Source organism: Parahalioglobus pacificus, assembly GCF_014652275.1.
Taxonomy (GTDB): Bacteria; Pseudomonadota; Gammaproteobacteria; order Pseudomonadales; family Halieaceae; genus Parahalioglobus; species Parahalioglobus pacificus.
Genome location: NZ_BMYM01000002.1, coordinates 304,039 through 328,661, shown reverse-complemented (window position 1 = coordinate 328,661; position 24,623 = coordinate 304,039). Strand labels below are relative to the sequence as shown.

Below are 24,623 nucleotides of genomic sequence, written 5' to 3'. Positions count from 1 at the left end.
CGATCAGAGTCGCCAGAACATCGGTGTAAACAACACCAACAACGTAAAGACTTCCAGTCGACCCAAAAGCATGGCGAAACACAGAATCGCCTTGGCGAGCTCGCTGATGCCGCTGTAGTTTGCCGCTACCTGACCGAGACCGGGCCCGAGGTTATTCAGGGACGCAGCGACAGCAGAGAAAGAGGTGGTGAAATCCAGCCCAGTGGCCATCAGCGCCAACATAATTGTCACGAAGGCCAGCATGTAGACGGCAAAGAAACTCCACACCGCGCTCACAACGCTGGCCTCTACTCTACGCTTGCCTACCTTCAATGGGATGATGGCATGGGGATGAATCAGCTGCTTCAGCTCACGGACTGCCTGCTTAAACACCAGCATCACGCGCATGGCCTTCATGCCGCCGCCGGTAGAGCCCACGCAACCGCCCATAAAGGCAAAGATCAGTAGCATCACGGGGAGAAAGCCGGGCCATCCGGCGAAGTCCTGTGTGGTAAAGCCGGTGGTGGTGGAGATAGAGATGGCCTGAAATAGGCCGTGTACCACAGCGTCCGTGGGGGCCAGGGTATCGGTAAGAATCAGGTAGCTGCAGGTAACGGCGATACACACCAGCAGTGCGCTGAGGAAAAAGCGGGTTTCCGAATCTCGGCGGTAAGCCTTGGCTGTGCGTGCCCGCCACACGGTGAAATGCAGGCCGAAGTTAACTGCGGATACCACCATGAACAGGCTGCAGATCAGCAAAATGGTGTTGCTCTCGAAGTAACCCATACTGGCGTCATGGGTTGAGAACCCGCCAATGGCTACTGTGGAGAACGCATGGCACACCGCGTCAAAACCACTCATGCCCGCCGCCCAATAGGCCAGAGCACAGCACACCGTTAGCGCCAGATAGACAACAAACAGGGCCTTTGCGGTTTCGGTAATGCGCGGTGTGAGCTTGTTGTCTTTTGATGGCCCCGGCGTTTCTGCCTTGTAGAGCTGCATGCCCCCGATACCAAGCATCGGCAGTACGGCGACCGCGACGACAATGATCCCTATGCCCCCTAGCCACTGCAGCAGCTGCCTGTAAAAGAGTATGGATTGCGGCAAGGCATCCAGGCCCGAAATAACGGTAGCGCCGGTGGTGGTGAGCCCCGAGATAGATTCGAAGATTGCTTCGGCGGGGGTGAGGTTGAGCGCATCGGTCAATGCCAGCGGCAGTGCGCCGAACACACCCAATACCGTCCAGAAAAGTGAGGTAATCAGAAAACCATCGCGGATACGCAGCTCGTGGCGCGCATTTCGCACAGGCAGCCAACAGGCCAGTCCAGAAATAAACGTAATGCTAAGCGCCGTGAGAAAACCGGTGATGGTGTTGTCATCCTCGAGAACGGCAATCACCAGAGGCAGCAACAGGGTGCTGCTGAAAAGCATCAGCAAGATGCCGAGAATTCGAAGTGATACGGAAAGGTGCATGGCGTCTTAGGAAAAAAAGCCGAAGCCGACGGCAAATAGCTTTTCCACGGCTGAGATCTTACGGCGATCAACCAGGAACAGGATCACGTGGTCATCAGTTTCTACAACGATATGCCGGTGTGCGATGAGCACTTCATCGCCGCGCACGATCGCGCCGATGCTCACTCCCTCGGGCAGGGTAATCTCATCAAGTCGCCGACCGACCACCTTGGATGAATAGGCGTCGCCGTGCGCGATGACTTCAAGCGCCTCGGCGGCACCACGGCGCAGAGCGTGCACATTGCTGATGTCTCCACGGCGCACGTGCGTCAGCAAGCTTCCGATGGTGATTTGCTGGGGAGAAATGGCGATATCAATTTCATCACCCACCAGATCTGCGTAGGCGGAATTGGTGATCAGTGTAATCACCTTTTTCGCACCGAGACGCTTGGCCAACATTGACATCATAATGTTGGATTCGTCGTTGTTCGTCAGCGCGCAAAAGACATCTGTCGATGAAATGTTTTCTTCAGTCAACAGCTTTGGCTCAGCCGCGCTGCCATTGAGTACGATGGAATGCTTCAGTCGTTCTGACAGCACGCGACAGCGGGCGTAGGAGGTTTCGATGACCTTTACCTGGTAGTCGTTTTCCAGGCTCTGGGCCAGAGTCGCACCGATATTGCCGCCACCGGCAATCATCACCCGCTTGTAGGGTTTGTCGATTTTACGCAGCTCTGCCATTACCGCGCGAATGTTTTCCCTGGCCGCAATGAAGAAGACTTCGTCATCGACTTCTACAACCGTATCGCCCTCGGGAATAATGGGACGATCCTGCCGGAAAATAGCGGCCACTCGGGTATCGACCTTGGGCATGTGTTTGCGGATTTCCTGCAAGGCCTGACCGACGATAGGCCCGCCGTAATAAGCGCGCACCGCGACGAGCTGCACGCGACCGTCGGCGAAATCCAATACCTGTAGTGCCCCGGGATTGGCGATGAGCTGACGGATGTTCTTGGTGACCAGTTGCTCTGGTCCGATGATGACATCTACCGGAATGTTGCCGCTGTTAAACAACTGCTCCTGATGTGCCAGATAGTTCGGCGAGCGCACGCGTGAAATCTTGGTGGGCGTATTGAACAGCGAGTGAGCTACCTGACAGGCCATCATGTTGATTTCGTCGCTATTGGTGACGGCAATGAGCATGTCGGCGTCGTCAGCGCCGGCCTTGAACAGGGTATTGGGGTGGGAGGCTTCACCGGTAACGGTGCCAATATCCAGTCGGTCATGCAGCGCACGCAGCTTGTCGCTGCTGGTATCTACCACAGTGATATCGTTTTGCTCGTCAGCCAGATGCTCGGCCAAAGTGCCGCCAACCTGGCCGGCGCCGAGAATAATGATTTTCATGGCCCGGCGACCCCGTCAGAAACTGCTTGGCACATTAAAGAAAAGACCCGGCGAATGTAAGTCGCACCAGAGGGAATTATGCACAAAGCTCAAGCGCGGGTTTTGCGCAGCCGCGCGTAGTACAAACCGTCAGTCCCATTCGGATCAGGCAGCAGCTGCCAGCCGTGTTCTGTGTTGTAACCACCGTTGCGAGAGATGGTTTCGATGGAGGCCTCCGGTTGCGATCCCAGGAAAGCCTGAACCGTGTCATCGTTTTCTTCTTTCAGCACCGAGCAGGTGGCGTACAGCAAGACTCCGCCGTCTCGTAGCCTTGGCCACAGCCCCTGCAGAATGGCGAGTTGTTGCGCCGCAAATCCGCGGGCGTCACTGCTGCGCCGAAGTATTTTTACGTCCGGGTGGCGGCGGATAACGCCGGTGGCGGAGCAGGGCGCATCCACAAGGATGCGATCGAAGGTCATGCCGTCAAGCGTATCATCCGGCTGCGCAGCATTGCCTTGTCGGCAATCAACCGCCAGCTGAAGGCGCTCTGCATTTTCTTGCACTTTGAGCAGGCGATCTGCGTCAACGTCCATCGCGACCAGTGCTTCCAGCCCGGGTGTGCACTCTGCGATATGACAGGTTTTTCCACCAGGCGCCGCGCAGGCATCAAGAATGTACTCACCCGGTTGCGCATCCAGCAGTTCCGCGGCGCATTGCGCTGCCTCATCCTGCACGCTGCAGTAGCCGGAATCGAATTCAGGCAGTAGTTCAACGTCACAGGGGTCTTCCAGTCGCACGGCAGCGGCACTCACCACCCCCGGGGAGGCAGCAATGTCGTGATCAGATAACAACTGAAGGTAAGCATCCCGGGAGGTCTGCTGGGGGTTGATTCGCAGCGTCATAGGCGGACGTTCGTTATTTGCCGCAACAATCGTCCCCGCCTGCTCGGGCCACTGGCTGTGTAGAGCATCGAATAGCCAGCGGGGGTGCGCATTGCGTTCGGCAGAACTTACGCCATCCAGTAGGGCGTCAGCGTCCCGTTGGAAACGCCTCAGTAGCGCATTGCACATGCCCTTTGCCCAGTGTTTTTTGAGGGCGCGGGTTGCAGCGACGGTTTCTGAAACCGCTGCATGTGGGGGTATCCGCATCGCATGCAGCTGGTAGAGCCCCATCAGAATCAAGGCCCGAACATCGTTGTCTTTAGCTTTTAACGGTTTGTTCAGCATCTGTTGCATGACGGCATCCAACAGGGGCGAGAGGCGGAGTGTTCCGTAGCACAACTCCTGCAGCAGCCCGCGGCTCTCGGGCGCACATTGCGAGATGGCTGTCTGCAGGCAGTGATTCAGTGAATCCCCCGCCATAACCCGCGCGACGGTGGTGGCTGCGAGGGCGCGAGTGTTCCTGGCCGTAGGCTTACTCATTGTTGGGCGTTGTTACCCAACCTCTGCCCGGGGGAAAACGACTGGGCGCGGGCGTTGAGCAGGTCCTGACTGGACATGGCGCGACCGCCGGGCAGCTGCAACTCTGTGGCCAACAGTGCGCCTTCGCCACAGGCAATCAGGATCCCGTTGTTGTCGCTGGCCAGCAGTGTTCCCGGCGGCGCTTCGTGGTTTGCTGATGGCTGCGCTGTCGCTCGCCACAGCTTGAGGCGGTCGTTGCCCAGTTCAGTAAAGCACACGGGAAAGGGATTGAAAGCGGCAACCTTGCGTGCAATTTCCTCAGCGCTTTCCCGCCAGTCGATGCGGGCTTCGGGCTTGAGAATTTTTTCGGCATAACAGGCCAGGGAATCGTCCTGAGTAACCGCGTCACGCAGATGCTGTTCCACAGAGCCCAGCGTGGACACCAACAGTGGGGCACCAAGGGAGGCCAGTGTATCGTGCAGTTCCGCGGCGGTTGTTTCAGACTCTATGGGGCATTCGGCCATGGCGAGCATGGGCCCGGTATCCAGCCCGGCCTCCATCTGCATGATGGTGGTGCCTGTTTTGGCATCGCCCGCCTCAATTGCGCGTTGTATAGGCGCAGCACCGCGCCAGCGCGGCAGCAGTGAGGCGTGCACATTGATGCACCCCAGGCGAGGCGCGTCGAGCACAGCCTGCGGCAGTATCAGCCCGTAGGCCACCACAACCATCACATCGGCTTCGAAATCGCTGAGTACCTTCTGTACCTCGGGGTCCTTCAGTGAAGGCGGCTGCAGCACAGGAATGCCCCTTGCCACTGCGCGTTGTTTCACCGGGCTTGCCTGCAGCTTTTTGCCGCGGCCGGCCGGCCGATCAGGCTGTGTGTACACCGCCACGATATTGTGAGCGCTGTCTAAGAGGGCGTCCAGATGAAGGGCTGCAAACTCGGGGGTGCCTGCGAAGATGATTCGCAGTTTGTTGGCGCTCACTTTCTGTTATGCCCTTTTCTTGTGCGCTTTTTCCAGCTTGCGCCGAATTCGCTGGCGTTTAAGTGGTGAGATGTAATCCACAAACAGTTTGCCATCGAGATGGTCGATTTCATGCTGCAGGCAAATCGCCAGCAGGCCTTCCAGTTCCCGTGTGAAGGGCTCGCCGTTGCGGTCCAGCGCGTTCACCCTTATGCGCCGAGGGCGGTTAACGGTTTCGTAAAACCCGGGCACTGAGAGACAGCCCTCGTCGTACTCGCCCAGTTCAGGGTCCAGCACTTCAACCTGCGGGTTGATGAACACCAGGGGCTCAGAGCGATCCTCAGACACATCAATGACCAGCAGGCGCTGATGCACATCGATCTGTGATGCTGCCAGACCAATACCGGGTGCGTCGTACATGGTGTCGAACATGTCGTCGATCAGAGCGCGCATGGCGTTGTCTACGACCTTTACCGGCTTGGCAACGGTGCGCAGCCTGGGGTCGGGGAATTCCAGTATCTCGAGTACAGCCATGAATACAGACGCTCAGTAAGGGGCCGGATCGGGTGAATCAGGCATTGGTGAATTAGTCACATTTGGCTTGCCAGTGGCGTATGGCAACCGCAAACTGTGTCTATTATACAGCTGCTGGGGTAGCGGCGCTAAGCGCTAGGGGACGTACCTGAAAAGGCAGCATGCCAGATCTGCCGGGGCAATTTGCAGGGAGGCTGCTATGCTTTTACGTTACGGGCAGAGAATAAGAAAGACCATGATAGGGGCACAAGAATGAACATTAGGTCACTCACCGCATGCCTGCTACTGGCATCGTCTGTGATTTTCAGTGCAACGCTGCAGGCGCAGGTCGCATTGAATGAAGATTATCCGGAAACCTACACCGTCAAGAAGGGCGACACCCTCTGGGGCATCTCGGGCATGTACCTGCAGCAGCCTTGGCTGTGGCCCGAGTTGTGGGACGTTAATCCGCAGATAGATAACCCGCATCTCATCTACCCTGGCGACGTACTCAATATAGTTTGGGTAGACGGGCAGCCCCGTCTGCGTCTCACTCGCGGACGCGACGTAAAACTGACACCGAACATGCGGGTGACACCGCTGGATCTGGCCATTCCACTGATCCCGCTTGATCAGATTGGCGCATTTTTGCGTGGCCACCGCATTATGGGCGCAGATGAGCTCAACAATTCTGCCTACGTGGTCGCGGGCGATCAGGGTGCTTTGATTAGCTCACCGGGTGACCGAGTGTATGGTCGAGGCCCTTTCCCGGCGGACGAACGCACCTACGGCATTTACCGTTCAAGCGACACCTACGTTGACCCCATTACCGAAGAGCTGCTGGGCTATCAGGCGCAGGATATCGGTACCGCGCAGCTGCTCAGCAGCAACAGCGACCCGGTGACCGAGCTCGAAATCACACGTGTCACTGAAGAGGTTCGCATTGCAGACCGGTTGTTGCCTCTGGAAGAGCGCGTCATCGATGCCACTTTCCAGCCCAGGGCACCCGAAACAACCATTACCGATGGCTTTATGATCGCGGTTGACGGCGGTATCACGCAGATCGGCACTACTGATGTGGTGGTGCTAAATAAAGGAAAGCGCGACGGTCTGGAAACTGGTCACGTGCTGGCGATTTATCAGTCAGGCGGTCTGGTGGCCGACAAAGTCGCGGGGGATAACGTGGTGCTACCCGACTCTCGTGCCGGCCTGCTGATGGTGTTCGAAACGTTTGAAAAGGCGAGCTATGCGCTTGTACTGAAGGCGAATCGTGTTCTCAAGGTCGGGGACAAGGTAAAGAACCCCTAAAGATTTTCGCGGCCCGGCAGGATGCCGGGCCGGCTGACACTTCCCGGAAGTGCTGGCAAAAACCCCAATGTCAAGGAAGACAGACAATGCTCATACCCGACGAGGCGCAGCTGCGCGCCTGCCTCCTGCTTCACAGCATTCCTGAACTGAACGATAAGGCCTTGCTGGCACTGCTGAATCGCAGCCCGGCCCTGACTACGCTTAGCGCCCCAGAATCTCACTGGCTGGACGCAGGTTTGACGCCAGTGCAGCTGGCTGCGCTGGCGTTTGCCAGAGAGACGGGGGTGGCGCGGCAACCTAAGTTTGATGTGGAACGTGCTTTGGTTGTTGTACAGCGACTGGGTGTTCACATTCTGGAACCTTGCAGCGATGACTACCCACCCCTACTGAGCGTGATCCCTGACCCACCGCCGCTGCTCTATGTGCGTGGAGACCCCGCCACCCTGGCACTGAGTCAGGTTGCGATGGTTGGCAGTCGAAGTAGCAGTCCGGCAGGGCGGAAGGTCGCACATCAGCTGGCGGAACAGTTGAGCTATTCCGGTGTGGTTGTCACCAGTGGCCTTGCGCTTGGAATCGATGGGCAGTGTCACCGGGGAGCGATAGCTGCAGGTGGTAGAACCATTGCTGCCATGGCCAGTGGTATCGACACCATTTACCCACGACGGCACGAAGCGCTTGCCCAGGACATTGTCGCGCACGGCGCACTTGTCACGGAGTTCGCGCCAGGCACTGCGCCCATGCGCCACCACTTTCCCCGCAGAAACCGGATTATCAGCGGCTTGTCACTCGCTACGGTGGTAGTAGAGGCGGCGCTACCCAGTGGTTCACTGCTCACGGCATCTTCGGCTGCCGCGCAAGGCCGCGATGTCTGCGCCGTACCCTGGTCGGTGCTTCATGCTGGCGGCGCAGGGTGTTTACAACTGCTTAAGGATGGCGCCACGCTGGTCAGAGATGCGCAGGACGTACTGGACGGTCTGGGCTGGTTTTCCGACCTTGCTGCGCCGGTCCCGGAGCAGAACAGTGGCTGTGACCCCGAGGCGCTAGACGCCAAAGCCAGGCGTTTGTTTGATCACCTCAGTGAATGCGCGGTCAGTTCTGAACAGCTGGCAGCTGATACGGGCCTGTCAGCGTCGGAGCTGCAGGCGTTGGCGACGCAGCTGGAGTTGGAGGGTTTCCTGGTGAGAAGTCACGGTGGACTGGCCAGGGCGTAATCCGTTGGTTCGCTGCTACGGCACTGATACACTCTGCGCCCCGCGACCGCGACGATAGCGAATCGCAGTCGCAGGCTTTATTCACAGCAGTAGGTGTTCGGTGCAGACAACGTTTCGAGTGCAGTCAGTGGCAGACATCCTTGGCCTCGGCGGCGTTGTTGCCTGTCCTACAGAGGCTGTCTGGGGTCTGAGCTGCAACCCGCTTGATGCCGAGGCGGTCCTTCGTCTGTTGGAGCTCAAGCAACGGCCTGTCGAGAAAGGCCTGATAATTGTTGCTGCAGATATTGGGCAGCTGGAGGGTCTATTGGCGGGCATTACGCCAGCGCAGCGCAAGAAGCTGGAGGCCTCATGGCCTGGTCCCAACACATGGCTGGTGCCACACCAGGGGCGTATTCCCCAATGGGTAAGCGGCCAGCACGATACGGTGGCGGTGAGAGTAAGCAGTCATCCGGTGGTGCAAGCCTTGTGTCAGGCCTGGGGCGCTCCTTTGATTTCAACCTCGGCCAATCCTGCGGGCAAGCAAGCGCCCCGGCGCCGTTTTCAGGTTGTGCGTTACTTTGGCGGTACGCTGGATGCGATCGCACCGGGTGAAACCGGGCCGGGGACACGGCCGTCGGTTATCCGTGATCTTGCCACCGACCGCGTGATCCGGGCCTGACCCAGATCAACGGCCTCTGGACGCTGACCGCTATAATGCCCCGCCTTTTGAATGGATGGACAGGCTATGCACGTTGAAGCAGTGAAGAGTTATCTGCTGGGTTTACAGGACGATATCTGTAGCCAGCTGGCCGAAGAAGACGGGCAGGCATCTTTTATCGTTGACGAGTGGCAACGCGCCGAGGGCGGCGGTGGCCGCAGCCGTGTATTGTCCGAAGGTGCTGTGTTTGAAAAAGCGGGCGTCAATTTCTCTCATGTGGTGGGCGCCAGTCTGCCACCCTCCGCCAGCGCCTCTCGACCAGAGCTGGCCGGGCGCAGTTTTCAGGCGATGGGTGTATCTCTAGTGATTCACCCGCGCAACCCCTACGTGCCCACGTCTCATGCCAATGTGCGCCTGTTTGTGGCTGAAAAGCCGGGCGAAGATCCCGTATGGTGGTTTGGTGGTGGTTACGACCTCACGCCCTATTACGGTAATGAAGAAGACTGTATCGCCTGGCATCAGGAAGCGGCGTCTGCCTGTGCGCCTTTTGGCGAGGATGTCTATCCGCGTTATAAGAAATGGTGTGATGAGTACTTTCACCTCAAGCACCGGGCAGAGCCTCGCGGTGTCGGAGGGCTGTTTTACGACGACCTCAATGAGTGGGACTTTGACACCTGTTTCAGCTTTATGCAGGCGGTGGGCGATTCTTATATTCGTGCTTACCGGCCCATTGTAAACCGGCGTAAAAGCCAGCCCTACGGTGAGCGTGAGCGAGACTTTCAGCTATACCGACGAGGGCGCTACGTGGAGTTCAACCTGGTCTACGACCGCGGCACCCTGTTCGGTCTGCAATCCGATGGACGCACCGAGGCCATTTTGATGTCCCTGCCGCCGCTGGTGCGCTGGGAGTATGATTACCAACCCGAGCCCGGCTCCGATGAAGCAGCGCTCACCGAGTATTACTTGACCGACAGGGATTGGCTGGCACAGGCCTGAGCCGTCTCCGTTCGTCTGTAGGAGTGTCGTGACTGACGTCGACAAATACGCTGTGTTTGGTAACCCCATTAAGCACAGCAAATCACCCCTGATTCATGCCGCCTTTGCCGAGCAGTTTGGGCACGCTATTCAATACCGCGCAGTATTGGTTGAGATGAATGAGTTTGCTGCAGCGGCCGGGCGCTTCTTTGAGGGCGGCGGCAAGGGTCTGAATATCACGGTGCCGTTCAAGCATGAGGCCCACCGGTTAGCGGATTCGCTTTCTCGCAGGGCAATGCGCGCCGGTGCGGTGAATACCCTGGCACTCTCGGATGAGGGTGAGCTGTTGGGCGATAACACGGACGGCGTAGGCCTTGTGCGCGACATGATTGCCAATCACGGTTGGAGTATTAATGGGGCGCGGGTACTGGTGATTGGCGCGGGCGGTGCCGTTCGCGGTGTGCTGGAGCCGCTGCTGCGGGAAAAACCGCGCGAATTGGTGATTGCTAATCGGACCCCCGATAAGGCAGTGACGCTCGCGCAGGAGTTTGTCGATCTTAGCGATGCCATCACCGGGGGTGGCTATGATCTTTGGGAGGGTCGGCAGTTCGACCTGATTATCAATGCCAGCAGTGCCGGTTTAAGTGGGGAAATGCCGGACCTACCCCCGTCGCTGCTGACAGAGAGAAGCTGCTGCTACGACATGGTGTACGGCAGTGAGCCCACGGTGTTTATGCGCTGGGCAGCCCAGAACGCCGCCTGGGCAGTGGCCGATGGCCTGGGCATGCTCGTGGAGCAGGCGGCCGAGTCTTTCTATCTTTGGCGGCGTGAAAGGCCAGATACGGGTGCAGTAATACTGCAGCTACGCGAGGCGCTCGCCGCGGCCTGAGCCGGAAGTTGTTACACTCAAGCAAGTCAAGTTAGAGCGAATAGCATGAACCGTCCCGATCACACCCGCCGTCGCTTTATCGCAGGTGCAGTTTGTCCGCGCTGTGGCGAGATGGACAAGCTGGTGGTTAATCTCGATACGGATACCCGAGAGTGCGTGGCCTGTGGGTTCACGGATGAGCGCCCCGAGGGCCCGACCCCTGGCGAAGTGCCCACCCGTGTGAATCGCGCCGCCGCCAGGCGCGTTGAAACTGACGCCCAACCGGTTCGGCTACTGGATCCCAACGAAGACTGAATCGCTAAACGGGCCGCGCCTCCGCCAGACGTAGTCTCACTGCCCTGCCCGGGGCTCCCAAACTCTCGCCATCGAAATGTGCACCGCCACCCGCCTGACTACCCGGTAAGTCTTTCAGCGGTTCCCAAAGGTGCTCCTTGTGCAGCAGACGGTCTGCAGTGAACTGAATCAGGTGCTCCAGCCTCGTGGCTTTGGTATCCCCAATCAGATGGTGCGCTATGGTGTTGGCTTCGGTCATATCCAGCGGCAGCAGTGGTCTACCGAGGTGTTGTAGGTGTCGGTCGTTGATCTCCTCCAATAGGCGGTGCGCCAGAAAGGCCTCGTCCAACAATGCCATTAGACCCCCATCCTCATCGAGCTCACTGGGTGGTGCGAGAAAGAAGTCTTCCGCAACCGCCAGGAAAGGCGCGGCATAGTCATAGAAACCCAGACGTTTGCTGGCCGCCGTTACCAGCATCAGGCAGCCGGGCACACTGGCGATATAGCTGGATACAAAGGCAAGCAGCGTCTCGGCGGGTTCTTCGCCGTGAATATCCAGGCGCTGGTGCAATTGGGGCATTGCACGCTCCAGACGGGAGCGAAGTTCCCCGCTACGCTGCTCTTGCGCCAGCGCACGATTAACCATTTCTCGAATGTTTACCGCTGTCATGGAGCCTCCTGCCGATACAGCCCCTACCCCGGTTAGTGTTTAGGCTAGACCAACATGGGGATTTGGCCATGTTGGCAGGGCTTTTTAACGGGTCTGAAGCCAGCGGCCGGTGGCGTTGTAATGGCGGTAGTAAGCCCAGAGGCTTACTCCCCGAGCGGCGTTAAACAGGCTGAAAGACAGCCAAAGTCCATGGTTTCCGAGCGCTTGTGTGAAGTACCACAGCGGTAGGTAGACCAGCGCGGCGCTGGCTAGCATGGTCCACATCATGGGTCGCGTTTGTGCGCTGCCGATAAAGACCCCGTCCAGCAGGTAGCTGGGTGCTGCAAGAATCGGGAGCGCAATCAGCCAGGGCACATGCCGGTAGAGCTGTGTGGAAATCTCGGGAAGGTTAGTCAGCCAGGGGAATAGCACTGGGTGCAGTAAGGCGAAACTGATACTCAGCCCGATAGCCGTGAGGTAGGTCCAAAAGGCGCAGCGCCTCACGGCGGCATAGAATCCATCGAGCTGCCGCGCCCCCAGTGCCGTTCCGCACAGGCCTTCAGCCGCGAAGGCAAATCCGTCCAGCCCGTAAGCCGCCAGCATCAGCAGCTGCAGCAGTAATGCATTCGCCGCCAATACTTCCGGCCCAAGCTTTTCGCCCATGCTGGTGAAGAAGGCGAAGCTGGCCAGTAGACACACAGTGCGCAGGAACAAGTCGCGATTGCTTTGCAGAAGACGCCCGTAACCACTGATGTTCATCAGCTGTGGCAGCGCCGCCCGCCACTTGTCGGGCGCAACATCCCTGGCTACCAGTGTGAGTGCGAGGGCCAGGCCCATGTACTCTGCAACGACTGTGGCAATAGCCGCGCCATCACTGCCCCATCCCAGGCCGATGATGAACAGGAAGTCCAAACCGATATTGATGAGGTTGGTGGTGATCATAATGGCCATGGGCCAGCGTGTGTTCTGGTGGCCAATAAACCAGCCTACGATGGCATAGGTCAGCAATACCGCTGGCGCGCTAATGATACGCAGGCTGGCATAGCTGTTGGCCAACGGCAGTAATTCCTGCGAGGGCTGCATGAGGGCGAAGCCTGCGCCCAGCCAGAGGGGGTGAGCGAGCGCGACAAGCAGCGCCAGGCCCAGGGCCAGGGCCATGGAGCGGGCCAGTACCAGAAAGGCCTCTTCCTGGTCCTCAGCGCCCACAGCCCGGGCTACCAGCCCCGTTGTGCCCATGCGGAGAAAACTGAATCCCCAGTAGAGGAAGGAGAGAAGGGCGGCACCGAGAGCAACGGCGCCCAGGTACCGCGCATCCCCGAGATTGCCCAGGATGGCCCCGTCCACCAGACCGAGCAACGGAATGGAGAGATTTGACAGGATCGCGGGCCAGGCGATGCCCCATATCTTGCGGTCTATTGGCCTAAGCTGTGCCATATGTTGAGGATATCAGCATCCCCGGTGCAAATCCGGTTAAGTTGCGGTGGCTAAGCCCTTGTGAAACCTGCGCTTTAGTGTTTTTCCTGCCTACATTCGCTATAATCCCGCCGCTTCTCTGCGCGGTGATTTTTGCTGGCTGCAGGGAAAGCGTATCAACTGTCCTGCCACGGCTGCGTTCGGACGAGTTTGACCGCCCCATAGAAGGTGCGGCAGCACCCGAAAAGCCCTGCTATCAACGAGGTGGTGCATTGGGCAGAGCCAGTTGGAAACTTTCTAGACAACAAATGGAGACACGGGAAATGTGTTTTGAAGCGAAGCGGCTGGCAAAGCTGGCGCTCGGTCCTGTGCTGATGCTTTTGAGCATGGTAAGTGCTGGCGTAATGGCTGCTGGCGAAAAGGTGAATGAGGTCAACATGGCCCCCGGTGTCACCGCGGTAGGCCAGAACATTTTTGACCTGCACATGACCATCTTCTGGATCTGCGTCATTATCGGCCTGCTGGTATTTGGGGTGATGTTTTACTCCATTATTTATCACCGCAAATCACGCGGCGTTACGCCCGCGACCTTCCACGAGAGCACCAAGGTAGAGATTGCCTGGACAGTGGTCCCATTCCTCATTCTTATCGGCATGGCTGTACCGGCCACCTCCACGCTGCTGGAGATTTACGACGTAGAAGATGCCGAGATGGACATCCTCATCACGGGATACCAGTGGAAGTGGAAGTATGAGTACCTCAGCGACGACGGTGAAAACGTCAGCTTCTTCTCGAATCTGCGCACTCCCCAGAGCGAAATTTACAACTCCGAAGACAAGGGCCAGCATTACCTGCTTGAAGTCGACGAACCGCTGGTGATTCCCGTAGACACCAAAGTGCGCTTCCTCGTTACCGCAAACGATGTTATCCACGCTTGGTGGGTGCCTGAGCTGGCCGTCAAGAGAGACGCAATTCCCGGTTTCATCAATGAAACCTGGACGCTGGCTGAAGAAGAAGGCATCTACCGTGGCCAGTGTGCCGAACTGTGCGGCAAGGACCACGGGTTCATGCCCGTGGTCGTCAACGTTGTCAGCCAAGGCGAATACGACGAGTGGCTGTCTGGCAAAAAAGCTGAAGCTGCTGAAATCAAAGAGCTGATGGCTCAGACCTTTACCATGGACGAGCTGATGGAGCGCGGTAAAGCCGTCTACGACCGCAACTGCCTCGCTTGTCACGGCGCCAACGGTGAAGGCGGTGTAGGAACGGCAATTGCTGCAAGCGCGATCGCTACAGGCGATCTGGCGGGCCACCTTGACGTCGGCATCAACGGCGTAGCTGGCACGGCCATGCAGGCTTTCGGTGGCCAGATCAACGACGTCGAAATGGCGGCTGTTATTACCTACCAGCGCAACGCATTTGGCAACAATATGGGCGATATGGTTCAGCCCATTGATGTGTTCAATCACAAGAAAGGTTAATTGGAGGAGTATAAGATGGGAGATCATCACCACGGCCCCGCCAAGGGCCTTTCCCGGTGGCTATTTACCACCAACCACAAAGACATCGGAACCATGTACCTGTGGTTCTCGTTTGCCATGTTCATCATGGGTGGCGCCTTCGCGATGGTTATCCGCGCGGAGCTGTTTCAGCCTGGAATGCAGCTGGTAGACCCCGCATTTTTCAACCAGATGACCACGCTACACGGTCTGGTGATGGTGTTTGGTGCCATCATGCCGTCCTTTGTAGGCCTGGCTAACTGGATGATTCCAATGATGATTGGCGCGCCCGATATGGCGCTGCCGCGGATGAACAACTGGAGCTTCTGGATCTTGCCACCGGCATTCCTGCTTCTGGCTTCCTCGCTGTTCATGGAAGGTGGTGCACCGGCCTTTGGTTGGACTTTCTATGCGCCGCTGTCCACGACTTACGCGCCGCCGTCAGTCACCTACTTCATCTTCTCGGTTCACGTGCTGGGCCTGTCTTCCATCATGGGCTCCATCAATATCATTGCCACGGTAATGAACATGCGTGCGCCCGGCATGACTTACATGAAGATGCCCCTGTTCGTATGGACATGGCTCATCACGGCCTTCCTGCTGGTCGCTGTAATGCCGGTACTGGCAGGCGCGGTCACCATGATGCTGATGGATATCCACTTCGGCACCAGCTTTTTCAGTGCAGCCGGTGGCGGTGACCCCGTCTTGTTCCAGCACATCTTCTGGTTCTTCGGTCACCCCGAGGTGTACATCATCATTCTGCCCGCCTTCGGTGTGGTTTCGCAGATCATACCTGCGTTCTCCCGCAAGCCGCTGTTCGGCTATGACTCTATGGTGTATGCGACAGCGTCTATCGCTTTCCTGTCGTTCATCGTGTGGGCTCACCACATGTACACAGTAGGCATGCCCATCGCAGGTGAGCTGTTCTTCATGTACGCCACCATGCTGATCGCCGTGCCCACGGGTGTGAAGGTTTTCAACTGGATTACTACCATGTGGCGTGGCGCCATGACCTTTGAAACGCCCATGTTGTTCTGTATCGGCTTCCTGGTGCTGTTCACTATCGGTGGCTTCACTGGCCTGATGCTGTCCATTGCGCCGGCTGACTTCCAGTACCACGACAGCTACTTCGTGGTTGCCCACTTCCACTACGTGATGGTGGCAGGCGCGGTATTCTCAATGACCGCTGCTGTTTACTACTGGCTGCCCAAGTGGTGTGGTCGTATGTACAACGAGACCATGGGTAAGACCCATTTCTGGATCTCGTTCATCGGCTTTAACGTGACCTTCTTCCCGCAGCACTTCGTGGGTCTGGCAGGTATGCCCCGTCGTATCCCGGACTACGCGCTGCAGTTTGCTGACTTCAATATGATGTCCAGCATCGGCGCCTTCATCTATGGCGCCTCGCAGATCCTGTTCCTGTACAACGTGATTGCGACCATCGTAGCCGGTAAGCCGGTTTCCGATGAGAAAGTATGGGACGGCGCGGAAGGTTTGGAGTGGACGGTTGCAACACCAGCGCCCTACCACACCTTTGAAACACCGCCCACGCTGGATGCCAAGCCCGCACACGCATAAGTTCGGAGGCTGCTGACCATGATTCGAGTGAGTGACAACCCCGCGATCGATACCGCTGCCAAGCTGGTTGTGGTTGCTATCGGGATGTTCGCCTTCGTCTTTGTCGTCATGGTGCCCTTGTACGACGTGCTATGTGATGCCCTGGGGATCAACGGTAAAACGTCTGACACCGCCTACACCTCGGTGCAGGCCGGTGTGGATGAGTCTCGCGAGATCACCATTCAGTTTGTGGCAACTAACAATGACGGTATGCCCTGGGAGTTTCGCCCTGACGTTACGGCGATGAAGGTGAATCCCGGCGCTTCCAACGATACGATTTTCCTGGCGCGCAACCCATTGCCCCAGGATATGGTTGCCCAGGCTATACCCAGCGTATCGCCCTCTCGTGCGGCAGAGTATTTTCATAAAACGGAGTGCTTCTGTTTTAATCAGCAGCCACTGGAAGGTGGCGGCGTAGCAGAAATGCCCCTCCAGTTTATCGTGGACCAGGAGTTACCCCGTGATATCAAGACCATCACACTGTCCTACACGATTTTTGATGTTACAGATATGGTGAACGGCGCAGTCGCCGCTCGCTGACACGCAGTGCAGGGGAACCTGCGTGAGTTAATCGGAGAAACACAATGACAAGTCAGACATCCACAGAGTACGAAACGTATTACGTACCGGACAAAAGCAAGTTGGCGGTCTGCGCCACTATAGGTCTGATGCTCAGTATTTTTGGTGCCGCCAGCATCATGAACGACATGACGTTTGGCGACCCAGAAGCAGCCACCAGCTCATGGTCCATATTCTGGATCGGCCTGTTCTTCTTTGCAGCAACGCTGTTCAACTGGTTCCGCATTGCCATCAAGGAGAACATCGAAGGGCTCAACAGTGCTCAGCTGAAAAAATCCTATGTGCTGGGCATGTTCTGGTTCATCTTCTCGGAAGTGATGTTCTTCTTCGCCTTCTTTGGCGCCCTGTTCTATGTGCGCAACCTGGCTGGTCCCTGGCTGGCCAGTGAAGGTGAAGGCGGTCGCATGAACTACCTGCTGTGGGAAGGCTTTGAGTACACCTGGCCTATGCTGCAGACGCCTCAGGAAGCCATTGGTGGCGTAGCGAACCAGATCACAGCCAACAACGGCACCTATCAGAGTGCTGAAACCACGATGGCCTTTGGCGATGCCGCGGCGTGGTACAAGTGGCTGCCCCTGTGGAACACCATCATTCTGTTGTCATCCAGCTTCACTGTACACATCGCGCACATGGGTCTGCTGGACGGTAACAAGAAGAAGTTCAACCTGTGGCTGGGCCTGACGGTACTGCTGGGTATTATCTTCGTTTTCGTGCAGGCCTATGAGTACTACGAAGCGTACGCACACTTCGGTCTGACGCTGAACTCCGGTATTTACGGCTCAACCTTCTTCATGCTGACAGGCTTCCATGGTTTCCACGTATTGATGGGGATGACCATGTTGCTGATTCAGTGGTTGCGCAGTGTGCGCGGCGGTCATTTCACCGCCGATGATCACTTCGGCTTTGAAGCGTCCAGCTGGTACTGGCACTTCGTTGACGTGGTGTGGGTGTTCCTGTTCCTGTTCGTCTACATCCTGTAAGTACTGCTCACGCGGGCGGCGTAATGCCGCCCTGCCCTCCGCCGTCTTCCGGCCACTCTCACTCCAATTCAGACTGCGGTATCGGGCCAGCGTCCCAGGGGTTTCTGTTGCCCAGCTGTCCGGATGCAACGCCATAGGTAATCAGGAAGATCAGGCCAAGGGCCAGCCCCAGACGTACACCCAGAGAGTGGAATAAGCGGCGGCTACGCTTATCTCCCTGATCGGTCATCAGGAAGAAAAAGCCGCTACCCAGGCTGGCTACTAACGCCAGCATAAAGATTACGATCAGTACTTTTAGCAAAACGGGTCTCCTTGTCGCGCCTAGTATAACCGCGAGGCGGCGTAAAAGCCGGAGAGCGGACCCTTCAGGATGGTCACAATGGCAACGCTGAAGCTGGATGTAGAGTGGCGCACCGCGGTGTTTACAGCGGTTCTGTTACCCGTGTTTGTTAGCCTGGGCTTTTGGCAGCTGGAGCGTGCAGACGAGAAAGAGGCACTCGCGACTGCCTTTGAACAGCGCAGCGCTGCACCTCCGCAGGTAGTATCCAGTACGCTTATGGAGGGCGATCCAGAGTTATTGGCCTATTTGCCCGTGGTTGCTGAGGGGCAGTTTCTGCCGGAGCGCCACATTCTGCTGGATAACCGGATTCAAGGTGGCCGCTACGGCTATGAAGTCGTCTCTGTTATGTCGCTGCCAACTAACCAGCTGTTGCTGGTTAATCGCGGCTGGATTGCCGGTGATCCCGCGCGACGAGCCCTGCCGGATATCCCTGAACTGACAGGGCCTGTGACCGTATCGGGGCATGTTTACGTGGCGCCCGGCGACCCGTATTTATTAGCTGAGCAGGATTTGACTGGCCAGTGGCCGCTGAGACTGCAGGCGCTTGAGATGGACAAGTTGTCGGTAGCGCTAACCGAGCGCCTTGGTGCCTCCCTACTACCCTACCCTCTACGTATCGATGCGGGTGAGCCAGGGTCGTTGGCAGTGGACTGGCAAGTCGTAAATGTCAGCCCGGCAAAACATCTTGGCTACGCTGTACAGTGGTTTACTATGGCCGCCGCGCTGCTCTTATTGTTTATTTTTCGCAGTAGCAACCTCTGGCAGCTGCTCAGGGGGCGTAACGAATGACTGGAACCCAAGACATAGACATGGAAACACAGACACAACCCAATACCGGACGACTGGTGCTATTGCTGATTGCCGGTATCCCACTGACGATGATTCTTGCAGCGAGTTGGCTGTGGTTTTTTGTCGTGCGGGGTGATCTCGACCTTGTGGGCATGATCGGAACCGCAAACCAGGGTGCGCTGCTCGACCCACCGCGCCAGATCACCGATGTGGATTTGTATGGGCGGGATGGACGCATCGCTGATTGGGGTGCTACCGATGGCGAGGCGCGTTGGATAATGCTGGTGCCCTCACCGGGCAGTGCGTGTGACCTGGCCTGTGAGCAGCGCCTCTACCTGACACGTCAGATTCATGTGGCTATGGGTAAGGAGTTTAACCGTCTGGCCAGGGCCTATGTGTCCGATACGCCGATTGCTGAGACTGCGCTTACAGTAAATACCCTCGAAGATGGCGGTGACCTGCCCGATTCACTGGCTGCCCTGCTGGATAGGGACCATAGAGGCCTTAAGGATTATTCGATCAGTGCTGAAGACTTCAGCGCGCTGTTTCCCGAGCTGGCTGAGGATCCTGACATCTGGTATCTGGTGGATCCTGCGGGCTGGGTGATGATGTCGTATGACAAGTCCGTGGGTTACCGCGACGTTATGAGTGACCTGAAATTCCTGTTGAAGAACTCGGGGGGATAAAGGTGCTATGGCGGACACAGCAATGACCGAACGCGCTACCTGGCGAGACTACAAAGAGCTCACCAAGCCGAACGTGGTGGCTCTGATGATCCTCACGTCCGTGATAGGCATGTGTATGGCGGTACCCGGTTGGGTGCCCTGGGTACCCCTTATTCTAGGCAACCTCGGCATTGCCCTCTGCGCCGGAGCCGCCGCCGCAGTGAACCATCTGGTCGATCAGCGTGTGGATCAGCACATGGCGCGCACCCGCAATCGGCCGATGGCCCAGGGCCGGGTTGGAACCCTGCAGGCAAGTATCTTTGCACTGGTGCTAGGCGTGTTGGGAATGGCCATTCTGTTGATCTGGGTGAATGCGCTCACGGCCTGGCTGACGCTGGCATCGCTTGTGGGTTACGCGTTTATCTACACCATGTTCCTGAAGCGCGCTACACCACAGAACATTGTGATTGGTGGCCTGGCCGGCGCCGCCCCGCCCCTGCTGGGTTGGACCGCGGTGACGGGCGAGATTCATGGTCACGCCTTGTTATTGGTGCTGATTATCTTCGCCTGGACGCCGCCGCACTTCTGGGCGCTGGCGATCCATCGACGGGAAGAGTACGCGGCAGTGGACATTCCCATGTTGCCCGTCACCCACGGCGTAGCGTTCACCAAGCTGCATATCCTCCTGTACACCGTGATCATGTTCCTGATTACCCTGCTGCCCTACGCTACCCGGCTTAGCGGCCCGCTCTATCTTGGGGGCGCTGTCGTTTTGGGTGCGGGTTTTCTGTATTGGGCGATTGTGTTGTTGCGTGGCAACAATCCCAAGGCGCCAATGGAAACCTTTAAGTACTCCATCATATATCTGATGGCCCTGTTCCTGATTATGTTGCTGGACCATTACTTGTTCCCGCTCCAGCCCTGAAATGAGGTGAACCCATGAATGCTGCTCAAGCGAAAGGCGTGCGGCTAACCGTTGCTGCTGTGCTGGCTTTTATCCTGGTGATCGTCGCTGGATTCGTCTACCGGATTCAGCAGCCCAGGGTGATGACGGTGGATGAGATGAAGGCGAATGGCTTTTATCTGCTCGATACGCCCAGAGACCTCGGGGACTTTGAGCTGGTAGACCACCACGGAGAGCCCTTCGTGCCGGCCTCACTGGAAGGTCAATGGACCTTGGTGTTCTTCGGCTTTACCTATTGCCCGGATATCTGCCCCACCACCATGTCGTTCCTTAACAACCTGATGACGGAGCTGGAAGGCACCGAAGTTGACGATACCCGCGTGGTGATGATTTCTGTTGACCCCGCGCGTGACACGCCCGAGCAGCTGGCGGCTTACGTTCCCTATTTCAATCCCGACTTCACGGGCGTCACGGGTGAGTTTCTTGATCTTTTCAGGGTCGCGACCGCCATGAATGCCCCGTTCAGGAAGGTGCCAGGCCAGGATGAAAATTACCTGATTGATCACGGTTCCAATGTGGTACTGATAAACCCTAAGGGTGACTACCATGGGTTTTTCAAAGCGCCTCTGGACATGGCTAAAATGAAGGTCACTTACCGGTCTGCCAGGTATTTCTGGGACCACTAACACCATCGCCCGCGCTCTTTGCGTAGGCGGCCGTCTTCGGTGACCGTAGACGCGTTAGCCGGGAACGCCGGTAAATGCCCAGTTGATACCTGTGCGAAGCCTTGTTAACTGCTCCACCTCGTTGTCACAGCTATAGCGCATACGCGCCTCGTAGGTTAGTTGGCGCCCACTGTCAGCCTGTCTCTCAGTATCACAGAGGCGGCTGAATCTTCGAGTCTTGCTTCCAACTGTGCCTCCAACGCAGCGCTGATCGCAGCTGCCTGTTGGTCAATCGCAGCCTGGCCCTTAGCATCAGTCGCCTGGGCCATCACGGTTTCTGCATCTTCGTTTGCGCTGGATACCGACTTGGTCTCGTCGCCGCTGTTCGCACTGACGCCGACAGATATTAGTACCATTAAGAAACCCAGCAACTCTAAACTTTTCATCGCATGCTCCTTTTGCACCGCTGATGTATATATATGTAACGCTATGTGTTACGCAAAGTATTATTGGCTGGATTTGTGACAATTAAAGCAATGGCGCGTAATACTATGAGAAATTCACAGTGTCTAATCTTCTGATTTTATTACAGTAATGCTGCCAGGCCGAACTAAGGAAAAAGTGTTACTTTCATGTAGGCCTGCGTGCTCACCATGCGCATCGACGCTACGGATGGCCACTTTCGCGCAGGATCAGTGATCGGCAGAGCATTGCTCCCGGAATCCACCCCGTGGCCGTGGCAATCCCCTACTCTATCGGCTTTAATGCGCTGACCGTTTGTGCCTTCTAGTTTGTAGAACTCTATGTCTGATTCCCCTCCCCTGGTCCTCGTCGATGGCTCTTCGTACCTGTACCGTGCCTTCCATGCCTTGCCACCGCTGACCAACTCCAAGGGTGAAGCCACGGGTGCCGTTAAAGGTGTGATCAGCATGCTGCGGCGCTTGCAGTTGGACTATCCCGACAGCCCGGTTGTTGTGGTGTTTGATGCTAAGGGCAAGACGTTCCGGGATGACATGTACCCCGAGTACAAGGCTAACCGCCCATCCATGCCTGACGAGCTGCGGGAGCAGGTGCAGCCCATACACGACATCGTGCGAGCCATGGGGCTTCCCCTGTTGTGTATCGAAGGCGTTGAGGCGGATGACGTGATTGGCACCCTGGCCAGGCAAGCCAGCAGCGAAGCGCGCAAAGTGATTATCTCCACTGGCGACAAAGACATGGCGCAGCTGGTTGATGATCGCGTGACCCTGGTCAACACCATGACTAACACGGTGATGGACCCCGACGGTGTCGTAGAAAAGTTTGGTATTGGCCCGGAGTTGATCATCGATTTTCTCGCCTTGATGGGCGACAAGGTCGATAACATTCCCGGTGTTGCTGGCGTTGGTGAGAAAACCGCCCTGGGACTGCTGCAGGGCCTGGGTGGCCTGCAGTCGATTTACGATTCGCTGGATCAAGTTGAGACGCTGTCATTTCGCGGGGCTAAAACCATGGCCGCAAAGCTGGAGGCAGAGCGGGACAACGCATTCATGTCTTACACGCTTGCCACGATTAAGACAGACGTGGAAATGCCGGAAGGCCCCTCGGATTTGGAAAACCGTGCCACAGACAACGAGGCGCTTGTGCAGCTGTTCACCCGTATGGAGTTCAAAGGCTGGCTGGATGAGCTACTCACAGATGGCGAAGCGCCGGTGGTTGAGGCCATCGAGACAGATTACGAGACCGTGTTGGATGAGGCTGTGTTTGCCCGGTGGCTGGAGGTTCTAAAGGCGGCGGAGCTGTTTGCCTTTGATACGGAAACCACGAGCCTGAATTATATGGAGGCGAGGGTAGTGGGCGTCTCATTCGCGGTGAAGCCGGGCAGGGCGGCCTACGTGCCTTTTGCCCATGACTACCCGGGTGCGCCAGAGCAATTGAGCGCGGAGACCGTGCTGGGTGCGTTAAAGCCCTTGCTGGAAGACGCCGATGTCAGAAAGGTGGGCCAAAACCTAAAATACGATGCATCGGTTCTGGCGAACCATGACATAACACTGCGCGGCATTGCCTTTGACACCATGCTGGAATCCTACGTCCTGAATGCGGTGGGCACACGGCACGATATGGACAGCCTGGCCCTCAAATACCTTGGCCAGAAAACCATTCATTTTGAGGATATTGCAGGGAAGGGCGCTAAACAGCTCACTTTCAATCAGATTCCTCTAGAGCAGGCCGGGCCATACGCCGCAGAAGACGCGGACATTACCCTGCGCCTGCACCACGAGCTGTGGCCGAAGTTGCAAGCAGAGCCCACATTGGAGAGGGTGCTCACGGATCTCGAGTTGCCTTTGGTTCCGATACTGTCGCGGGTTGAGCGCCACGGGGCCCTGTTGTCGCGTGAGATGCTGGCTACCCAGAGTGCGGAGCTTGGGGCGCGCTTGCAGACTTTGGAGCAACAGGCCTACGATGCAGCGGGGCAGCCTTTTAATCTCGGTTCACCCAAGCAAATCGGCGAGATCCTGTTCGAGAAGCTTGAGCTCCCGGTAGTTAAAAAGACCCCCAAGGGTGCGCCTTCCACCGCGGAAGAGGTGTTGGTTGAGCTCGCGCTGGATTATCCCTTGCCCAAACTGCTGCTGGAACATCGCAGCCTGAACAAGCTCAAATCCACATACACCGACAAGCTGCCGGAAATGATTAACCCCGTCAGTGGGCGTGTGCACACCTCGTATCACCAGGCAGTGACCGCCACTGGCCGGCTCTCTTCATCCGATCCCAACCTGCAGAACATTCCCATTCGCACGGAGGAGGGCAGACGCATCCGCAAGGCCTTTATCGCACCCGAGGGCTACCGCATTGTCGCTGCAGATTACTCCCAGATTGAGCTGCGCATTATGGCCCACCTCTCTGGGGATGCGGGCCTGTTAAGCGCCTTCCGAGAGGGGTTGGATGTACACCGCGCCACGGCGGCTGAGGTGTTTGATACGGATCTCGACGCGGTCTCCGGCGAGCAGCGCAGGAAAGCCAAGGCCATTAACTTTGGATTGATCTATGGCATGTCCGCGTTCGGCCTGGCGAAGCAACTCCACCTGGGCAGGAATGAGGCCCAGGACTACATCGACCGCTACTTCGACCGCTATCCCGGCGTGAAGGAGTACATGGACAGCACCCGTGAATTGGCCCATGAACAGGGCTATGTGGAAACCTTGTTCGGTCGGCGCCTATACCTGCCCGAGATCAACGCGCGCAATAAAATGCGCCAGCAGGCAGCGGAACGCACGGCTATTAATGCACCCATGCAGGGAACGGCCGCAGACATTATCAAGCGCGCGATGTTGGCCGTTGATGACTGGCTGGGGCAGGGCGTCGTGGATGCCCATGTCATCATGCAGGTGCACGATGAACTGGTGCTGGAGGTAGCGACAGAGCAGATAGAAACGGTGAGTGCCTTATTGTGTGAGCGTATGGCCGCTGCGGCCAGCCTTGACGTGCCATTGCTGGTAGAGGCGGGTGTGGGGGATAACTGGGACGAGGCCCACTAACGGGTAACTGCTGCTTGCCGGGAAAG

24 protein-coding genes are annotated in these 24,623 nt (G+C 57.3%); 15 read left to right on the top strand and 9 right to left on the bottom strand.

Annotated elements, in window-relative coordinates:
• Positions 1–3: 3 nt before the first annotated feature.
• The 5 genes from IE089_RS10265 to def all read right to left on the bottom strand — a co-directional run bounded on the left by IE089_RS10265 (position 4) and on the right by def (position 5,713).
• Positions 4–1,452, bottom strand: coding sequence for a TrkH family potassium uptake protein (locus IE089_RS10265; RefSeq protein WP_189477726.1), 1,449 nt, complete (start codon positions 1,450–1,452; stop codon positions 4–6).
• A gap of 6 nt (positions 1,453–1,458) precedes the next feature.
• Positions 1,459–2,835 (bottom strand): Trk system potassium transporter TrkA, encoded by a 1,377-nt coding sequence (gene trkA, locus IE089_RS10260; RefSeq protein ID WP_189477725.1) that lies wholly within the window; start codon positions 2,833–2,835, stop codon positions 1,459–1,461.
• Between the two features lie 89 nt (positions 2,836–2,924).
• On the bottom strand, positions 2,925–4,235 hold the full coding sequence (gene rsmB, locus IE089_RS10255) for a 16S rRNA (cytosine(967)-C(5))-methyltransferase RsmB (protein WP_189477724.1): 1,311 nt from the start codon (positions 4,233–4,235) through the stop codon (positions 2,925–2,927).
• The gene (fmt, locus tag IE089_RS10250; RefSeq protein WP_229802708.1) at positions 4,232–5,200 is read right to left on the bottom strand and encodes a methionyl-tRNA formyltransferase; all 969 of its coding nucleotides are present in this window, start codon (positions 5,198–5,200) and stop codon (positions 4,232–4,234) included. The genes rsmB and fmt overlap by 4 nt, the downstream gene beginning before the upstream one ends.
• Before the next feature lie 6 nt (positions 5,201–5,206).
• On the bottom strand, positions 5,207–5,713 hold the full coding sequence (def, locus tag IE089_RS10245; protein ID WP_189477723.1) for a peptide deformylase: 507 nt from the start codon (positions 5,711–5,713) through the stop codon (positions 5,207–5,209).
• 252 nt (positions 5,714–5,965) lie between these two features.
• Between def and IE089_RS10240 the strand changes: the two genes are divergently transcribed.
• The 6 genes from IE089_RS10240 (at position 5,966) to IE089_RS10215 (ending at position 11,006) form a co-directional block, all read left to right on the top strand.
• Positions 5,966–7,000, top strand: a complete 1,035-nt coding sequence (locus IE089_RS10240; RefSeq protein ID WP_189477722.1) for a LysM peptidoglycan-binding domain-containing protein — start codon at positions 5,966–5,968, stop codon at positions 6,998–7,000.
• A gap of 86 nt (positions 7,001–7,086) precedes the next feature.
• On the top strand, positions 7,087–8,211 hold the full coding sequence (gene dprA / locus IE089_RS10235; protein WP_189477721.1) for a DNA-processing protein DprA: 1,125 nt from the start codon (positions 7,087–7,089) through the stop codon (positions 8,209–8,211).
• Between the two features lie 100 nt (positions 8,212–8,311).
• Positions 8,312–8,869, top strand: a complete 558-nt coding sequence (tsaC, locus tag IE089_RS10230; RefSeq protein ID WP_189477720.1) for an L-threonylcarbamoyladenylate synthase type 1 TsaC — start codon at positions 8,312–8,314, stop codon at positions 8,867–8,869.
• 66 nt (positions 8,870–8,935) lie between these two features.
• Entirely contained in the window at positions 8,936–9,844 is a 909-nt protein-coding gene (hemF, locus tag IE089_RS10225; RefSeq protein WP_189477719.1) for an oxygen-dependent coproporphyrinogen oxidase, read from the top strand.
• 28 nt (positions 9,845–9,872) lie between these two features.
• Positions 9,873–10,712 (top strand): shikimate dehydrogenase, encoded by an 840-nt coding sequence (aroE, locus tag IE089_RS10220; protein ID WP_189477718.1) that lies wholly within the window; start codon positions 9,873–9,875, stop codon positions 10,710–10,712.
• 45 nt (positions 10,713–10,757) lie between these two features.
• Positions 10,758–11,006, top strand: a complete 249-nt coding sequence (locus IE089_RS10215) for a YheV family putative zinc ribbon protein (RefSeq protein ID WP_189477717.1) — start codon at positions 10,758–10,760, stop codon at positions 11,004–11,006.
• A 4-nt stretch (positions 11,007–11,010) separates the two neighbouring features.
• On the opposite strand, the gene IE089_RS10210 is transcribed toward IE089_RS10215, so the two are convergent.
• Both IE089_RS10210 and IE089_RS10205 read right to left on the bottom strand, forming a co-directional pair.
• Positions 11,011–11,655 carry a hypothetical protein gene (locus tag IE089_RS10210; protein WP_189477716.1) on the bottom strand — a complete coding sequence of 215 codons (645 nt, stop codon included), beginning with the start codon at positions 11,653–11,655 and terminating at the stop codon, positions 11,011–11,013.
• An 84-nt stretch (positions 11,656–11,739) separates the two neighbouring features.
• The gene (locus tag IE089_RS10205) at positions 11,740–13,068 is read right to left on the bottom strand and encodes an MATE family efflux transporter (RefSeq protein WP_189477715.1); all 1,329 of its coding nucleotides are present in this window, start codon (positions 13,066–13,068) and stop codon (positions 11,740–11,742) included.
• Between the two features lie 302 nt (positions 13,069–13,370).
• Here IE089_RS10205 and coxB point away from each other — a divergent pair, with 302 nt between their 5' ends.
• Genes coxB through IE089_RS10185 form a run of 4 tightly spaced genes read left to right on the top strand, consistent with a single transcriptional unit; the run spans position 13,371 to position 17,719 of the window.
• Positions 13,371–14,525: a cytochrome c oxidase subunit II gene (coxB, locus tag IE089_RS10200; protein WP_189477714.1), complete on the top strand. Its 1,155-nt coding sequence runs from the start codon at positions 13,371–13,373 to the stop codon at positions 14,523–14,525.
• 15 nt (positions 14,526–14,540) lie between these two features.
• Positions 14,541–16,121, top strand: a complete 1,581-nt coding sequence (gene ctaD / locus IE089_RS10195) for a cytochrome c oxidase subunit I (RefSeq protein WP_189477713.1) — start codon at positions 14,541–14,543, stop codon at positions 16,119–16,121.
• A gap of 18 nt (positions 16,122–16,139) precedes the next feature.
• A complete protein-coding gene (locus IE089_RS10190; protein ID WP_189477712.1) occupies positions 16,140–16,700 on the top strand; it encodes a cytochrome c oxidase assembly protein in 561 nt (186 codons plus the stop codon).
• Between the two features lie 44 nt (positions 16,701–16,744).
• Positions 16,745–17,719, top strand: coding sequence for a cytochrome c oxidase subunit 3 (locus tag IE089_RS10185; protein WP_189477711.1), 975 nt, complete (start codon positions 16,745–16,747; stop codon positions 17,717–17,719).
• Positions 17,720–17,777: 58 nt separating this feature from the next.
• Here the strand turns inward: IE089_RS10185 and IE089_RS10180 are convergent, their stop codons facing one another.
• The gene (locus tag IE089_RS10180) at positions 17,778–18,020 is read right to left on the bottom strand and encodes a DUF2909 domain-containing protein (protein WP_189477710.1); all 243 of its coding nucleotides are present in this window, start codon (positions 18,018–18,020) and stop codon (positions 17,778–17,780) included.
• Between the two features lie 78 nt (positions 18,021–18,098).
• Between IE089_RS10180 and IE089_RS10175 the strand changes: the two genes are divergently transcribed.
• Genes IE089_RS10175 through IE089_RS10160 form a run of 4 tightly spaced genes read left to right on the top strand, consistent with a single transcriptional unit; the run spans position 18,099 to position 21,103 of the window.
• Entirely contained in the window at positions 18,099–18,848 is a 750-nt protein-coding gene (locus IE089_RS10175) for an SURF1 family protein (RefSeq protein WP_189477709.1), read from the top strand.
• Positions 18,845–19,534: a redox-active disulfide-containing membrane protein gene (locus IE089_RS10170; protein WP_229802707.1), complete on the top strand. Its 690-nt coding sequence runs from the start codon at positions 18,845–18,847 to the stop codon at positions 19,532–19,534. The genes IE089_RS10175 and IE089_RS10170 overlap by 4 nt, the downstream gene beginning before the upstream one ends.
• Positions 19,535–19,541: 7 nt before the next feature.
• Positions 19,542–20,438 (top strand): heme o synthase, encoded by an 897-nt coding sequence (cyoE, locus tag IE089_RS10165; protein WP_189477708.1) that lies wholly within the window; start codon positions 19,542–19,544, stop codon positions 20,436–20,438.
• A gap of 14 nt (positions 20,439–20,452) precedes the next feature.
• Positions 20,453–21,103, top strand: coding sequence for an SCO family protein (locus IE089_RS10160; RefSeq protein ID WP_189477707.1), 651 nt, complete (start codon positions 20,453–20,455; stop codon positions 21,101–21,103).
• A gap of 155 nt (positions 21,104–21,258) precedes the next feature.
• Here IE089_RS10160 and IE089_RS10155 read toward each other — a convergent pair whose 3' ends face one another.
• The gene (locus IE089_RS10155; protein WP_189477706.1) at positions 21,259–21,528 is read right to left on the bottom strand and encodes a hypothetical protein; all 270 of its coding nucleotides are present in this window, start codon (positions 21,526–21,528) and stop codon (positions 21,259–21,261) included.
• A gap of 357 nt (positions 21,529–21,885) precedes the next feature.
• On the opposite strand from IE089_RS10155, the gene polA reads away from it, so the two are divergent.
• Complete coding sequence (gene polA / locus IE089_RS10150; protein ID WP_189477705.1) at positions 21,886–24,597, top strand: DNA polymerase I; 2,712 nt, start codon at positions 21,886–21,888, stop codon at positions 24,595–24,597.
• The last annotated feature ends 26 nt before the right edge of the window (positions 24,598–24,623 follow it).

Excerpts from the sequence above, each read along its gene's own strand:
- IE089_RS10190 (WP_189477712.1), top strand. The coding sequence starts at position 16,140 with ATGATTCGAGTGAGTGACAACCCCGCGATCGATACCGCTGCCAAGCTG.
- IE089_RS10175 (WP_189477709.1), top strand. The coding sequence starts at position 18,099 with ATGGCAACGCTGAAGCTGGATGTAGAGTGGCGCACCGCGGTGTTTACA.
- coxB (WP_189477714.1), top strand. The coding sequence starts at position 13,371 with ATGTGTTTTGAAGCGAAGCGGCTGGCAAAGCTGGCGCTCGGTCCTGTG.
- IE089_RS10170 (WP_229802707.1), top strand. The coding sequence starts at position 18,845 with ATGACTGGAACCCAAGACATAGACATGGAAACACAGACACAACCCAAT.
- rsmB (WP_189477724.1), bottom strand. The coding sequence starts at position 4,235 with ATGAGTAAGCCTACGGCCAGGAACACTCGCGCCCTCGCAGCCACCACC.
- dprA (WP_189477721.1), top strand. The coding sequence starts at position 7,087 with ATGCTCATACCCGACGAGGCGCAGCTGCGCGCCTGCCTCCTGCTTCAC.
- IE089_RS10160 (WP_189477707.1), top strand. The coding sequence starts at position 20,453 with ATGAATGCTGCTCAAGCGAAAGGCGTGCGGCTAACCGTTGCTGCTGTG.
- ctaD (WP_189477713.1), top strand. The coding sequence starts at position 14,541 with ATGGGAGATCATCACCACGGCCCCGCCAAGGGCCTTTCCCGGTGGCTA.
- IE089_RS10210 (WP_189477716.1), bottom strand. The coding sequence starts at position 11,655 with ATGACAGCGGTAAACATTCGAGAAATGGTTAATCGTGCGCTGGCGCAA.
- hemF (WP_189477719.1), top strand. The coding sequence starts at position 8,936 with ATGCACGTTGAAGCAGTGAAGAGTTATCTGCTGGGTTTACAGGACGAT.
- cyoE (WP_189477708.1), top strand. The coding sequence starts at position 19,542 with ATGGCGGACACAGCAATGACCGAACGCGCTACCTGGCGAGACTACAAA.
- def (WP_189477723.1), bottom strand. The coding sequence starts at position 5,713 with ATGGCTGTACTCGAGATACTGGAATTCCCCGACCCCAGGCTGCGCACC.
- IE089_RS10215 (WP_189477717.1), top strand. The coding sequence starts at position 10,758 with ATGAACCGTCCCGATCACACCCGCCGTCGCTTTATCGCAGGTGCAGTT.
- IE089_RS10185 (WP_189477711.1), top strand. The coding sequence starts at position 16,745 with ATGACAAGTCAGACATCCACAGAGTACGAAACGTATTACGTACCGGAC.
- IE089_RS10240 (WP_189477722.1), top strand. The coding sequence starts at position 5,966 with ATGAACATTAGGTCACTCACCGCATGCCTGCTACTGGCATCGTCTGTG.
- IE089_RS10205 (WP_189477715.1), bottom strand. The coding sequence starts at position 13,068 with ATGGCACAGCTTAGGCCAATAGACCGCAAGATATGGGGCATCGCCTGG.
- polA (WP_189477705.1), top strand. The coding sequence starts at position 21,886 with ATGTCTGATTCCCCTCCCCTGGTCCTCGTCGATGGCTCTTCGTACCTG.
- trkA (WP_189477725.1), bottom strand. The coding sequence starts at position 2,835 with ATGAAAATCATTATTCTCGGCGCCGGCCAGGTTGGCGGCACTTTGGCC.
- IE089_RS10155 (WP_189477706.1), bottom strand. The coding sequence starts at position 21,528 with ATGAAAAGTTTAGAGTTGCTGGGTTTCTTAATGGTACTAATATCTGTC.
- IE089_RS10265 (WP_189477726.1), bottom strand. The coding sequence starts at position 1,452 with ATGCACCTTTCCGTATCACTTCGAATTCTCGGCATCTTGCTGATGCTT.